The sequence below is a fragment of the Streptacidiphilus sp. PAMC 29251 genome (assembly GCF_054208735.2).
Genome location: NZ_CM135725.2, coordinates 6,323,874 through 6,337,879 on the forward strand (window position 1 = coordinate 6,323,874; position 14,006 = coordinate 6,337,879).

8 protein-coding genes and 1 pseudogene are annotated in these 14,006 nt (G+C 71.5%); 7 read left to right on the plus strand and 2 right to left on the minus strand.

Annotated elements, in window-relative coordinates; translation table 11 throughout:
• Positions 1 to 17 precede the first annotated feature (17 nt).
• Positions 18 to 503: a Zn-ribbon domain-containing OB-fold protein gene (locus ACXKR8_RS30200; RefSeq protein WP_458267726.1), complete on the minus strand. Its 486-nt coding sequence runs from the start codon at positions 501 to 503 to the stop codon at positions 18 to 20.
• A gap of 12 nt (positions 504 to 515) precedes the next feature.
• Entirely contained in the window at positions 516 to 1,658 is a 1,143-nt protein-coding gene (locus ACXKR8_RS30205; protein WP_458267727.1) for a lipid-transfer protein, read from the minus strand.
• 148 nt (positions 1,659 to 1,806) lie between these two features.
• Here ACXKR8_RS30205 and ACXKR8_RS30210 point away from each other — a divergent pair.
• The 7 genes and pseudogenes from ACXKR8_RS30210 (at position 1,807) to ACXKR8_RS30240 (ending at position 13,792) form a co-directional block, all read left to right on the plus strand.
• Positions 1,807 to 3,437 (plus strand): annotated as a pseudogene (locus ACXKR8_RS30210) (FadD3 family acyl-CoA ligase).
• Between the two features lie 275 nt (positions 3,438 to 3,712).
• On the plus strand, positions 3,713 to 5,092 hold the full coding sequence (locus ACXKR8_RS30215) for a nucleotide sugar dehydrogenase (RefSeq protein ID WP_458267729.1): 1,380 nt from the start codon (positions 3,713 to 3,715) through the stop codon (positions 5,090 to 5,092).
• Entirely contained in the window at positions 5,089 to 7,092 is a 2,004-nt protein-coding gene (locus ACXKR8_RS30220; protein ID WP_458267730.1) for a glycosyltransferase family 2 protein, read from the plus strand. Before ACXKR8_RS30215 ends, ACXKR8_RS30220 begins: the two co-directional genes overlap by 4 nt.
• Positions 7,093 to 7,198: 106 nt before the next feature.
• Complete coding sequence (locus tag ACXKR8_RS30225) at positions 7,199 to 9,316, plus strand: polysaccharide deacetylase family protein (protein ID WP_458267731.1); 2,118 nt, start codon at positions 7,199 to 7,201, stop codon at positions 9,314 to 9,316.
• Positions 9,317 to 9,318: 2 nt separating this feature from the next.
• Positions 9,319 to 10,146, plus strand: a complete 828-nt coding sequence (locus ACXKR8_RS30230) for a hypothetical protein (protein WP_458267732.1) — start codon at positions 9,319 to 9,321, stop codon at positions 10,144 to 10,146.
• A 177-nt stretch (positions 10,147 to 10,323) separates the two neighbouring features.
• On the plus strand, positions 10,324 to 11,619 hold the full coding sequence (locus ACXKR8_RS30235; protein WP_458267733.1) for a bifunctional glycosyltransferase family 2/GtrA family protein: 1,296 nt from the start codon (positions 10,324 to 10,326) through the stop codon (positions 11,617 to 11,619).
• Between the two features lie 286 nt (positions 11,620 to 11,905).
• The gene (locus ACXKR8_RS30240; protein WP_462099915.1) at positions 11,906 to 13,792 is read left to right on the plus strand and encodes a phosphocholine-specific phospholipase C; all 1,887 of its coding nucleotides are present in this window, start codon (positions 11,906 to 11,908) and stop codon (positions 13,790 to 13,792) included.
• Positions 13,793 to 14,006 lie beyond the last annotated feature (214 nt).

Here is a 14,006-nt window from a genome sequence, read left to right on the forward strand (position 1 = left end):
CCCGGGGGACCGCCCGCTCACCCCGTGAGGAGGGCCCAGCGGGGAACCGCCACCCCGGGGATCAGGGTCTGGTATACGGCCTGGACCGGGGCTCCGATCCGCAGCCGCGCGGGCGGTACCGCGTTCCAGGGCGCGTCCGGGCGGCGGACCGAGGGGGTGACCGTGCCGACCAGCCGGATGGCCGGGTCGTCGTCCAGCTCGACCAGCACCACCGGGTAGGGGGCGCGCTCCGCGTAGGCGGGGAGGAGTGGCGGATGGGCGATGACAAATGACCATATCCGTCCGCGCCCGGATGTCAGCTGCCAGGTGTCGGCGAAACTGTGGCAGCGCGGGCAGGCGGGCCGGGGCGGGAACCGCCGCAGCCCGCAGTCGGCGCAGGCCTGCACCCGCAGCTCGCCGCGCAGCGCGTACTCCCAGAAGGGCGCCCCGTCGGCGTCCGGCCAGGGCAGCAGCAGGCCCTCGGCGAGCCCGCCGGCGGCGTTCACCGCGTCGGTGACAGACATGGTCCGGTCCTCTCAGTTGCGCAGCAGCAGGGCCGAGGTGGGGACGCCCTCCCCGGCGGTGACCAGGCAGGTCGCGGCGTCGGGCACCTGGGAGGTGGAGCTGCCGCGGAGCTGCCGCACCCCCTCGTTGATCAGGTTGAAGCCGTGCACATAGCCCTCGGAGAGCCCTCCGCCCGCGGTGTTGATGGGGAGCCGCCCGCCCAGCTCCAGGGCGCCGCCCTCGGTGAAGGCGGCGCCCTCGCCGCGTCCGCAGAAGCCGTAGCCCTCCAGCGAGAGCGGGATCAGCGGGGTGAAGGCGTCATAGATCTGGGCGGTGTCCACATCCTGTGGACCGAGGTCGGCGGTCTTCCACAGCTGCCGCGCGGCGGTCCAGGCGGGTCCGGTCAGCGGGTCGTCGTTCCAGTAGTTGACCATCCCGTGGTGCTGGGCCGGCAGCCCCTGCGCGACGGAGTGGATGTAGGCGGGCCGCTGCGGGCAGTCGCGGGCCCGTTCGGCGCTGACGATGACGCAGGCCAGCGCCCCGTCCGTCTCCAGGCAGTTGTCGTAGAGGCAGAGCGGCTCGGAGATCCAGCGGGCGTCCATGTACATCTCCCGGGTCAGCGGGCGGTCGTACATCACCGCGTCGGGGTTCTGGTTGGCGCGGTTGCGGCAGGCCAGGGCGACATTGAAGAGGTGGTCCCGGGTGGCCCCGTACTCGTGCATGTAGCGCCGGGCCAGCATCCCGATCTCGTCGGCCGGTCTGAGCAGCCCGAACGGGCGGGTCCACTGGGCCGGGGTGGGCAGTTGGACGCTGGTGCTGGTCCACGGGCGGATCCCGGAGCCGCGTTTGCGGGAGCGCCAGGCGACGCCGACGCTGGCCTGCCCGGTGGCGACGGCCATGGCGAGGTGGGCCACGGTGGCGCAGGAGCCGCCGCCGCCGAAGCCGGTGCGGCTGAAGAAGGTGATGTCGCCGGCCCCGATGGACTTGGCGAGCTCGACCTCGTCGGTCTCCTCCATGGTGTAGGAGGCGAGGCCGTCCACCTCGGCCGGGTCGATGCCGGCGTCGGCCAGGGCGGCCAGGACGGCCCGGGCGGCGAGGGTCTTCTCGGGTTCGTCCAGGTGTTTGGCGAAGCGGGTCTGTCCGATGCCGACGATCGCCGTGCGGTCCTTGAGCATGGGTTCTCCCGACCGGTCCCAGATCTGACGTCCCGTCAGAATAGGTGGCCGCGGGTCTGGCCGGAAGGCCGCCGTCGATCTAATCTGACGAGGCGTCATAAATGGCTCGGCGGAATCAATTTGGCCGACCGTACGAGCGGAGGATCCGGTGCGCGGAGATCTGGAGTGGGGCACCGTCCCGCGGCTGGTGCGGATCGCGGCCGAGCGGTACGGCGAGCGCGAGGCCGTGGTCGGGCCGCGCACCAGGATCAGCTACCGAGAGCTGGGGGAGCGGGTCGAGCGCGCGGCGGCGGCGGTGCTGGCGGCCGGGATCAGCCCCGGTGACCGGGTGGCGATCTGGGCGCCCAACACCCCCGACTACGTGGTCGCCGCGCTGGGCGCGGTCAGTGCCGGGGGCGTGCTGGTGCCGCTGGGCACCAGGCTCAAGGGGGCCGAGGCGGTGGACCTGCTCCGCCGCACCCGCGCGGCGCTGCTGTTCGTCACCGACGCCTTTCTGGGCGTCAGCTATGTCTCCGCACTGCGGGCGGCGGCCGGGGCGCCGGCCCGAGCGGCTCACGCCCGCTGCGCGACCTGCCGCACCTGCGCACGGCCGTGGTCCTCGGCGACCGGGGCGAGGCGGGGGAGGGGTTCCAGTACTGGCGCGGCTTCCTGGCCGCCGCCGCGCAGGTCCCCGACCGCGCGGTGCGCGAACGGGCCGACGGGATCCGCCCGGAGGACCCGGCCGACATCATGTTCACCTCCGGCACCACCGGGCTGCCCAAGGGCGCCGTCACCACCCACGCCCAGTCCCTGCGGGCCTTCTCCACCTGGGCCGATCTGGCCGGCCTGGCCGAGGGCGACCGCTACCTGGTGGTCAACCCGTTCACCCACACCTTCGGTTGGAAGGCCGGGGTGCTCGCCTCGCTGATGCGCGGCGCGGTGATCCTGCCACAGCCGGTGTTCGACGCCGAGGCGGTACTCGCCAAGATCTCCAGTGAACGGGTCACCGTGCTGCCCGGCGCGCCCACGGTCTACCAGTCGCTGCTGGACCACCCCGGCCGGAGCGGCTACGACCTGGGCTCGCTGCGGCTGGCGGTCACCGGCGCGGCGGTGGTCCCGCTGGAGCTGGTCACCAGGATCCGCGAGGAGCTGGGCTTCGGCACGGTCCTCACCGCCTACGGGCTCACCGAGTCCTGCGGGCTGGTCACCATGGGCCGCCGCGGCGACGACCCGGGGCTGATCGCCGCCACCTCGGGCCGCGCCGTCCCCGGCGTCACCGTCCGGATCGCGGACGCGGAGCCCGGGTCGGGGTCCGGGTCCGATGCGGCGCAGCCGCCCGGCACTCCGGGTGAGGTGCAGGTGCGCGGCTACACCGTGATGCGCGAGTACTTCGAGGATCCGCAGGGCACCGAGGAGACCTTCACCGACGACGGCTGGCTGCGCACCGGGGACATCGGGGTGCTCGACGAGGACGGTAATCTGCGGATCACCGACCGGCTGAAGGACATGTTCACGGTCGGCGGCTTCAACGCCTATCCGGCCGAGATCGAGCAGGTGCTGGCCCGGCATCCACTGGTCGCGGACGTCGCCGTGGTCGGCATGGCCGACCCGAGGCTGGGCGAGGTCGGCAAGGCCTTCGTGGTCGCCTCCGGCAGTCTGGACGGCGCGGAGCTGATCGCCTGGTCGCGGCGGGAGATGGCCAACTACAAGGTCCCGCGCCAGGTCGAGTTCGTCGCCGAGCTGCCCCGGAACGCCTCGGGGAAGGTGCTCAAGGGCGCGCTGCGGGCCGGGTCCTGGTAGACGGATCAACCATCACAACTCCATCACACAATTAGCACGGGTAATTAAGCTTTACGCAGTTCATATCCCGCTGAACCGGGATAAATCGGGCTTCACATGGGGCATTTGTGCCGGTTTCTATTGATCGAACACCAGATTGACCATGTGGGACTTAACGAACAAGCTTGCCCGGCTTGGTGACAGTGCACGGGCGTGCGTCGGCGCATGAGCCGTGAAGACGATGCCCGAGCGCCCGTTGGCCGGCATTCTTCACTTCGTCCGTCTGCGGAGCAATTATGTCACTGCACTATCTCCACCCTGCTGCTGCCCCCGCGCTCGGGATCGAAACGGCTGTCGGGGTCGAGGCCGCTGTCGGCACCGGCCAGGCTGTCGGGACCGAGCCGGCCTTCGGGGCCGATCCGGCTGAGGGGACGGTCGCCGTCGTCGGCCTCGGCTACGTGGGCCTGCCCACCGCCCTGGCCTTGCTGTCCGCCGGCAACGAGGTCATCGGCCTCGATGTGAGCGAGCACCGCCTCGACGCCATCCGCGGCGGTGACGTGGACCTGCTTCCCAGCGACCACGCGCGGCTCGCGGTCCACGCCGAGGACCCGCTGTTCACCCTCACCGCCGACCCGTCCGCACTGGGCCGCGCCAGCACGGTGCTGGTCTGCGTGCCGACCCCGGTCGACAAGCACCTGGTGCCGGACCTCGGGGCCCTCGCCGCGGCCTGCGCCACGGTCGTCCAGCACGCGGTCCCCGGCCAGCTGCTGATGCTGACCTCGACCACCTATGTCGGCACCACCCGCGACCTGCTGGTGGAGCCGCTGACGGCGCGTGGGTTCACCGTCGGCGAGGACATCTTCGTGGCCTTCTCCCCGGAGCGGATCGACCCCGGGAACTCCCGCCACACCCAGGACACCACCCCGCGCGTGGTCGGCGGCACCGGCGAGGAGACCACCCGCAGGGCCGCCGCGGTGCTCAGCCGCACCGCCCCCTCGGTGCACGTGCTGTCCTCGCCGGAGGCCGCCGAGATGACCAAGCTCATGGAGAACACCTTCCGGGCCGTCAACATCGCGCTGGCCAACGAGTTCGCCGAGAACTGCCGCACCCTCGGCCTGGACCCGATCCCGGTGATCGAGGCGGCCGCCACCAAGCCCTACGGCTTCATGCCGTTCTACCCGGGCCCCGGCGTCGGCGGCCACTGCATCCCCTGCGACCCGCACTACCTGCTCTGGCAGCTGCGCGCGGAGCGCACCTCCTCGCCGCTGATCGAGGCCGCGATGACCGCCATCGCCACCCGGCCGCGGCAGGTCGTCCGCCGGGTCCGCGAGCTGCTGGGCGAGCGCGGTCTCGCCACCTCCGGCGCGCGCGTCCTGGTCGTCGGCGTGGCCTACAAGCCGGGCGTCGCCGACCTGCGCGAGTCGCCCGCGCTGGAGATCATCGAGGAGCTGATGGCGGACGGCGCCACGGTCCGCTTCACCGACCCGCTGGTCCGCACCGCGAAGCTGGGCGGGACGGTCCAGGAGAGCGTGGCCGCACCCGAGGACCAGCAGTGGGACCTGGTCCTGGTGCACACCGTCCACCCCGGTCTCGACCTCGGCTGGCTGTCGGGCCTGGACAACGTCCTCGACGCGACCTACCGGCTTGCCTCCGTCCCGACCAAGGCTGTTGTGTGAGCGATCCCTGGTTCAACGAACCGCAGCAGCAGCAGCCGGCGGCACCGGTGCCGGTTCCGGTCCCGGGGCCGGGGCCGGGGCCGGGGCCGTACGACTGGGACTCGGTCGCCGCGTACGGCGCGGAGCCCGAGCCGGTGCAGGCGCCGGTGCAGGCGCCCGAGCTGGCTGAGCCGGTCTACACCCGGCTCGCCCAGGAGCACGACTGGCCGGTCCAGCAGCAGCAGCCCTATCAGCCGCCGCCGCAGCCGCAGTACGCGCAGCCCCAGGCCCACCCCCAGGCCAACCCCCAGCCCCAGTACCAGGAGCAGGGGTACGTCCAGCACGGGTACCTCGCCGAGCCCCAGGTCCCGGCCTGGACCGAGGTCCACGAGCCGGTCGAGATCAGGACCCAGGCCCTGCGCCAGATCCCGTTCCCGGCCGCGTTCCCTGCCGAGTTCCCGGCGGAGCACCCCGTCGAGTACCCGGCGGAACACCCCGCCGATCCCAGCGGGCCTACCCAGCCGACCCAGCCGACCCCGCCGATCCCGCGGGTCCGGACGTCGCGGGTGCCGCGTCCGCTCCCTGACCTGCGTTCGGCCCGGGCCTCGGTCCGTCCGCACGGCCCGCTGCGCCGCGCCCTGGACCGGATGCACCCCTCGGTACGCCACGGCGTCCGCCGGGTGCTGACCCTGCTCTGTCTGCTGCCGCTGCTGCTGGTGCTGGCCCGCGAGGCGCCCCGGCTGTTGCAGAGCCCGCTGATCCTCGGCTACGGCTTCACCGTCCTGGTCGGCACCATCGCCATGCTGTTCATCGCCTACAGCCGGTATGACGACCCGTCGACCCGGGTGCTGCGCAAGCGGCCCCGCGACCTGGACTCGTTCCCCTCGCTGCCGAAGGTCCCCCGGGTGAGCTTCCTGCTCGCGGTCAAGGACGAGGCCGAGTGCATCGAGGACTGCGTCCGGTCGATGGCCGACAGCGACTACCCCGACCTGCAGATCATCGTGGTCGACGACCTCTCGGTGGACGGCACCAGGGAGATCCTGCAGCGGCTGTCGCTGGAGCTCGGCATCACCGTGATCAACCTGGAGAAGAACCTCGGCAAGAAGCACGCCCTGGTCCGGGCCTGCGAGGAAGCCGACGGCGACGTCATCGCCTTCACCGACTCCGACTGCATCCTGGCCCCGGACGCGCTGCGCAAGTGCGTCCAGTCCCTGGTGGACCACCCGGAGCTGGGCGCGGTCAGCGGCCACTGCCGGGCGCTCAACGTCACCGCGTCGATCTTCACCAAGGCGCAGGACGTCTGGTACGAGGGCCAGTTCCGGGTCGCCAAGGCGGCCGAGTCCACCTTCGGCTCGGTGACCTGCGTGTCCGGGCCGCTGGCGGTGTTCCGCCGGGACGCCATCTACAACTACCTCCCGGCCTGGGCCGGCGACCGCTTCATGGGCGCGCCGTTCCGCTTCGCCACCGACCGCCAGCTGACCGGCTACGTGCTGGGCCAGAAGTGGCGCGGCCAGAAGCTGAAGAAGCAGTACGCGACCTCCCCCTTCGTCACCGCGCAGGACTACCCCGAGCGCAAGTGGCGGATCGGCTACGTCCAGTCGGCCAAGGTGTGGACCAACGTCCCCGAGCACTTCAAGCCGTTCATGAAGCAGCAGATCCGGTGGAAGAAGAGCTTCATCCGGAACATGTTCTTCACCGGCTCGTTCATGTGGCGCCGCGGTCCCGGCCCGGCGGCCCTCTACTACGGGCACGCCCTCTGGGTGGTCGCGGCGCCGTTCATGGCGTTCCGTCACATCATCTGGGCCCCGCTGCACGGCGCCGCGTTCCTGACCCTGCTCTACCTCTGCGGCGTGGTGCTCAAGGGCTGCGTCTGGGGCCTGGCTTTCAAGATCGACAACCCTGGTGACACCCGCTGGCGCTACCGGCCGCTGATGAGCCTGCTCTCGGCGCTGCTGCTGGCCTGGCTGCTGCCGTACTCCTTCGCGACCATCCGGCGCGGTGTCTGGTCGAGGACCCTCTGATGATCAATCTGCTGCGCCGGTTCGGCCGGCTGCTCGCCGCCCTGCTGTCCATCGCCGTGGTGTGCGGCGTGTACGCCATCGTCCTCTCCCGGGGGAGCATCCTGCCGTGACCGCCACGCTCGACTCCGTCGTCCCCCTCGGCGGGGGCCCCCGCCGGCGCGCCACCCACTGGCCGGTGCGGATCGGCCTGGTGCTGCTGGCCATGGCGGTGCTCGCGCTGCCGTTCTTCGCGGCGACCGAGTACTACGGCTACCAGAAGTACATGAGCCCGCAGGCCGCGCTGGTCCCCGAGCACATCGACGGCTCCCAGGCGGCGGCGTGGACGAAGTCGGCCGCGGCGCTGCCGGCCACCGGCGCGCCGGTGGTGCTGACCTACCACGACATCAGTCCCATCAGCACCAGCCCCTATGTGGTCACCCCCAAGGCGTTCGACGCCCAGCTGGCCGCCCTGGAGCAGGCCGGGTACCGCACCCTCACTGCCGACGAGTTCGCCACCTACCTCCGCGGCGGGGTCGCCCCGCCGCGCTCGGTGCTGATCACCTTCGACGACGGCACCAACGGCCTGTGGGTCTACGCCGACCGCATCCTGGCCCGGCACCACATGCACGCCACCTCGTTCCTGATCACCGGCCGGGTGGACCACGACCGCCCGTACTACCTGACCTGGAACGAGATCCAGCGGATGGCGGACTCTGGCCGCTGGGACTTCCAGGACCACACCCATGACTCGCACCGCCGCGAGCCGGTGGACGCCGCCGGGCACCTCGGGTCGATGCTCGCCAACCGGCTGTGGCTGCCCGACCAGAACCGCCTGGAGACCCTGGCCGAGTACCAGGCCCGGGTCGAGGGCGACATCACCGAGTCCATCCACGACATCACCAGCCACGGCCTGCCCAAGCCGCTGCTGTTCGCCTTCCCCTTCTCCGAGGCGACCGACCGCGCCAATGTCGCCGCCCCCGGGCCGACCGTGCAGAACATGCTGGAGAAGTACTTCCTCACCACCATGACGGACGTCTCCAGCCGGCCGCTCACGGCCAGCCGCCGGGCCGCCGCCGCACACACCGTGCAGCGCCTCGAGGTCCTCAAGACCACCACCCCGGCCCAGCTGCTCGGCGAGGTCGCGGCCTGGGTGCAGGTGCCTCCCAGCGTCAAGAAGCCGCTGTCGACGCCCAGTCTGTGGGTGAACAACGACCGCAGCCCGGCCACCTCGCTCAGCGCCTTCACCGGCGGGGGTTCCCACCCGGCGGGATCCCGCTACGCCGGAGCCGACTACCGGCCCAACAACAGCCTGGACTGGACCGGCTACCAGGTCACCGCGAAGATCCACGACCTGGGCAACGGCACCAACCAGGGGGCCGTCATCGTCCGCGCGGGCAGCCTGGAACCGGTGACCGCCAGCGTCAGCCAGGGCACCCTGAGCATGCTCGCCGACGGCAAGCACGTGGGCGCCAAGTCCATCCCGGTCAAGGCCGAGCACACCCTCAAGGTGATCGTCAGCGGCCCGACCACCACGGCGATCGTCGACGGCACCACCAAGCTCAGCTGGACCTCCAAGCTGGCCGGCGGGGACCTCACCGGCGGCGTCGGCATCCGGGTCGGCATCAACCAGGCCAAGGCGGCCTGGCCGTCCTTCCAGTCGCTCAGCATCGCCCCGGCGCAGAGCGGTGGCACGAAGGCCGCCGGCAACGCGAACGCGCAGAAGGTCGACGGATCGGTGCTGCTCGACCCCTCCTCGGAGTGGCTCAGCGCCCCCGGCGTCAAGGCGCCGTTCCGGGTCGGCCACAGCGGGATCGAGCCGCAGAACGGCCGCAACCTCGCCGTCTACGGCGCGTACCAGCCGGACACCACCGGGGCCTGGACCGACTACACCGTGAGCGGCACGGTCTCCCGGCTCGCCACGAGCGGGGTCAGCGGTGCCGTCTGGGTCCGGGTGGGCAGCGCGCTGGCGATCAGCGTGCAGGTGTCACGGGGCCAGCTCCAGGTCTTCTCCGGGGACGCCGACGAGCAGGACCTGGTGGGCAAGCGAACGCTGAACCCCAGCTCCTCCCACAAGGTGACGGTCGCGGTGACCGCCGACTCCACCGTGATCACCGTGGACGGCAGCGTGACCATGAGCCTGCTCGCCAAGGGGGAGACCGGCGGGGTGGCCTTCTCCGCGTACCGGGACCTCACCCGGCGGACCTGGCCGGAACTGACCGACGCCGCCGTGACAGCGAGGGACTGACCATGACCACGGCGGACGAGCCACAGCAGCGGAGCATGTCCAGGCGGGTGCTGCTCGGCGGTATCGGCGGCCTGGTGGTCGGGGCCGCCGGAGTCGCCACGGCGCTGGAGCTGTCCCAGCGCGGGGGGCCCGCGCAGCCCCCGGCGGCCCCGTTCGCGGCGCACTTCGGGCAGTCGGGGCTGGTCACCAATGAGTACGCCTACCGCAGCCCGCACGCCGCCGACGCCCGTACCGACCCGGACTGGTCGGTCACCAGCGGCTCGCTGTTCGCCAAGGACGGCGACGGCTGGACCGGTCTCCCGGACAGCGGCGAGACCGGCACCGACTCGCAGCGGTACACCGACTCCGCGGTGTTCCGCCTGGTCACCCACCGCCGCGACTTCGGCGACGCCGAGGTCCGCTGCTCGGTCCTGGTCGGTCGTCCGGTCACCACCGCGCGGACACCGCTGCAGGACTACGACGGCGGCCACGTCTGGCTCCGTTACCACAGCCCCGAGGAGCTGTACGCGCTGAGCTTCCGCCGTCGGGACGGCCTGGTGGTCATCAAGCGCAAGGTTCCCGCCGACGACCCCAGCGCCGCCAACGGCGGCGACTACGCCACGCTGGTCCAGGCCGAACACGCCTTCGCCTACGACACCTGGCACGACATCAGGGCGAGCGCGGAGAACCGGGGCTCGGGCGTGGTGCGGCTGCGGCTGGAGATCGACGGCAGGACCGTCCTCAGCACCGACGACCGCACCCCCGGCCCGCTGCGGGCCCCGGGCGGGGTCGGCCTCCGCGGTGACAACAGCGAGCTGACCTTCAAGGCCTTCACCGCGACCGCGCTGTAGGTCGGCGACCCGCTGTAGGCCTGCGGTCGCGCGGCAGGCCGGCGACCGAGGTGTAGGCCGGCGACTGAGGTGTAGGCCGGCGACCCGCTGTGCGCCGGCGGCCGCGCCGCAGGACTCTCACGCCTGGCCTACGTCCGCCACAGCCTCCGCACATGCCGGTGCCGAACCGTGGGGGACATGAGCCAACCGACAGTGCTGGCAGGGCAGCCCGCAGCCCCGGTCCCGGTCGGGCCCGGGGCGCCGTCAGACCCCGAGGCGCGACCAGGCCCCGACCCGCACGCCGGGGCCGCGCCCGGCACCCGCAGGGTCGAGATCGTCGTCCCGGTCTACAACGAGGAGCGCGTCCTCGCCGACAGCGTCCGGCGGCTGCACGGCTATCTGCTGGCGACCTTCCCCTACCGCTTCAGCATCACCGTCGCCGACAACGCCAGCACCGACGCGACCTGGCAGATCGCCTCCCGACTCAGCACCGAGCTGGCCGAGGTGCAGGCCGTCCACCTGGACCAGAAGGGGCGCGGACGCGCCCTGCGCCACGTCTGGAGCCGCAGCGACGCCGACGTGGTCAGCTACATGGACGTGGACCTCTCCACCGGCCTCGACGCCTTCCTGCCCCTGGTCGCCCCGCTGCTGTCCGGCCACAGCGACCTCGCCATCGGCAGCAGGCTGCACCGCGGCTCGGCCGTGGTCCGCGGCCCCAAGCGCGAACTCATCTCCCGCACCTACAACCTGATGCTGCGCACCACCATGGCCGCCAGGTTCTCCGACGCCCAGTGCGGCTTCAAAGCGGCCAGGACCGAGGTGGTCAAGGCCCTGCTCGACTCGGTCGAGGACCAGACCTGGTTCTTCGACACCGAGCTGCTGCTGCTGGCCGAGCGCAGCGGCCTGCGGATCCACGAGGTCCCGGTCGACTGGGTGGACGACCCGGACAGCCGGGTGGACATCGTCCGCACCGTCAAGGACGACCTCAAGGGCATGTGGCGGGTCGCCAGGAGGACGCTGTCCGGCGCCACCCGGCTGCCGGTGCCGCCGCGGGTCCAGCAGGCCCAGCTGCCGCCGGCCATGCGCTGGCAGCTGTCCAGCTTCGCGGTGATCGGCGTGGTCAGCACGCTCGCCTACCTCGCGCTCTATCTGGTGCTCCGTCAACTGAGCCCGGCCGTGGTGGCCAACGGCCTGGCCCTGTTCGCCACCGCGATCGCCAACACCGCCGCCAACCGCCGCTTCACCTTCGGTGTCACCGGGACCAGGGACGCGCTGAAGCACCAGGTCGAGGGCGGGATCGCCTTTCTGATCGGGCTGGTGCTGAGCACCGCCACCCTCGCCGTGGTCAGGGTCGCCGCCCCGGGCGCCTCGCACCTGGTCGAACTCGGCGCGCTGGTCGGCGCCAACGCCCTGGCCACCGTGGTCCGCTTTCTGCTGATGCGGGTGTGGGTCTTCAACCCCAGGCGCCGTGCCGGGGCCACGCCCGGGAGTTGAGCCACCGGGGTCGGTCCGCCCCGGAACCGCCGGAACCGCCGGAACCGCCGGGACGGCCGTCCAAATGTTACGGAAAGGTAACTGGTACGGACCAAACGTTCAGCCGTGTTCATGCCTACGCCATTCCGCTCGGCCTCCCACGTCACCTGTCCGCCGGAAAGTTGCGAAAGCCCCTTCGCTTCCGTGACTCCGGAGGAACCATGCCTTCGCTCTCCCGCCGCACCTTCCTCGGTGCGGGCGCCGCCGCGACCGCCGCGCGGTCGGCGTCAACGCGCTGCCCGCCTCGGTGATCCGGGCCGCCGCCGCCACGGCGTCCAGCTCCGCCGCCGGCTCGATCAACGACATCGCCCATGTCGTGATCTTCATGCAGGAGAACCGCTCCTTCGACCACTACTTCGGCAAGCTCTCCGGTGTCCGCGGCTTCGGCGACACCTCGCTGCTGCGCTTCCCCAACGGCTCCGACGTGTTCCACCAGACCACCAGCGGTCCGAGCAGCGGCAGTGTGCTCCAGCCCTGGCACCTGGACACCTCGACCACCAACGCGCAGCGGATCGTGGACCTGGACCACTCCTGGTCCGGCACCCACTCGGCCTGGAACGGCGGGCTCTACAACAACTGGATCCCGGCCAAGACCAAGACCACCATGGGCTACTACGCCCGGGCGGACATCCCCTGGCAGTACGCGCTGGCCGACGCCTTCACGGTGTGTGATCAGTATTTCTGCTCGGTGCAGGGCCCGACCAACCCCAACCGGCTCTACCAGTGGTCGGGTTGGATCGACCCCAACGCCACCGCCGGCGGCCCGGTCACCGACAACAGCGAGAAGGGCTACACCTGGACCACCTACCCGGAGCGGCTGCAGTCGGCCGGGCTCAGCTGGAAGGTCTACCAGGAGGCCGACAACTTCGACGACAACCCGCTGGCCTGGTTCACCCAGTTCAAGAACGCCTCCACCAGCTCCCCGCTCTACACCCGCGGCATCGCCCACTCCGCCGACTCGGTCGCCGACTTCAAGGCCGACGTCCTGGCGGGCCGGCTGCCCGCGGTCTCCTGGGTGGTGGCGCCGACCGCGAAGTCCGAGCACCCGGCGAACCCGCCGGCCTACGGCGCGAACTACGTCAACGGCATCCTGGACGCGCTGGCCGCGGACCCGGCGGTCTGGGCCAAGACCGTGGTCTTCCTCAACTTCGACGAGAACGACGGCTTCTTCGATCATGTGGCTCCTCCCGTTCCGCCGACCGGCACGGCCGACGAGTTCATCAGTGGCAATCCGATCGGCCTCGGCCCCCGGGTGCCGATGACCGTGATCTCGCCCTGGAGCAGCGGCGGCAAGGTCTGCTCGCAGACCTTCGACCACACCTCGGTGCTGCAGTTCGTGGAGCGCTGGAGCGGGGTCACCGAACCCAACATCTCCGCCTGGCGCCGCCAGGTCTGCGGCGATCTGACCTCCGCCTTCACCTTCTCGACCACGCCGACCGCCTTTCCGACCACGCTGCCCGACACCGCCGCCCTGGTCGCCGCCTGCGACGCCGAGAAGTCGCTCCCGGCGGCCACCGCGCCGTCCAGCTCCACCACACCCGCCCAGGAGTCCGGGGACCGCCCGGCGCTGCCGATCGGCTACCGCTTCGACAGCACCTCCTGGACCGACACCGCCACCAACCGCTTCTGGTTCAAGACCGTCGCCAACGGCTCGCTCGGCGGAGGCTTCGCCGCCTACGCGGTGAACCACCGCACCTATGCCGACTGGCGCTACACCTGCCCGGCCGGCGGCAGCATCTCCGACTACTTCAGCGCCCTCACCTACGGCGGCGGCCTCTACGACGTGGACCTGCACGGCCCGGACGGCTACCTCCGCGGCTTCCAGGGCGACGTCCGGACGTGGACCAGCACCACCAAGGCGCACCCGGAGGCCTATGTGGTGGACGCCGCCGACGGCGCCACCCAGACCCTGCACCTGACCAACGCGGGCACGGTCGCCGCGATCTTCACCATCGGCGTCAATGTCGCCCAGGGCGCCACCGGCGGCAGTTCCCGCCAGGTCACCGTCGCCGCGGGCGGCAGCTGGACCGGCGCCCTGACCAGCACCGCCGGCCGCTACGACTACACCGTCACCGCCAATGTCGGCGACGGCTTCCTGCGCCGCTTCGCCGGACGGCAGTACGCCGGCAGCTAGGCCCGGTGCCTGGAGCCAGGCCCGGTACTTCGTGGTGTCCGCCGTCCTGTCCCGGCCCCCGTGCCGGGACAGGACGGCGGACGTCTTCGGGGTGCGGATATTCCGCCGACGCGCGCGGAACCAAGGCCGAGCGGAGAATCGTTCCAGTCAGCACAGGGTGCGGTATCGACGTCATCCGATCGTTCTGTGACCGACCGGACACCCTCCGCAGGAA

What these genes read in the sequence shown, in the direction of transcription:
- ACXKR8_RS30200 (WP_458267726.1), bottom strand. Translation starts at nt 503, where the DNA reads ATGTCTGTCACCGACGCGGTGAACGCCGCCGGCGGGCTCGCCGAGGGC.
- ACXKR8_RS30230 (WP_458267732.1), top strand. Translation starts at nt 9,319, where the DNA reads ATGACCACGGCGGACGAGCCACAGCAGCGGAGCATGTCCAGGCGGGTG.
- ACXKR8_RS30215 (WP_458267729.1), top strand. Translation starts at nt 3,713, where the DNA reads ATGTCACTGCACTATCTCCACCCTGCTGCTGCCCCCGCGCTCGGGATC.
- ACXKR8_RS30205 (WP_458267727.1), bottom strand. Translation starts at nt 1,658, where the DNA reads ATGCTCAAGGACCGCACGGCGATCGTCGGCATCGGACAGACCCGCTTC.
- ACXKR8_RS30235 (WP_458267733.1), top strand. Translation starts at nt 10,324, where the DNA reads ATGAGCCAACCGACAGTGCTGGCAGGGCAGCCCGCAGCCCCGGTCCCG.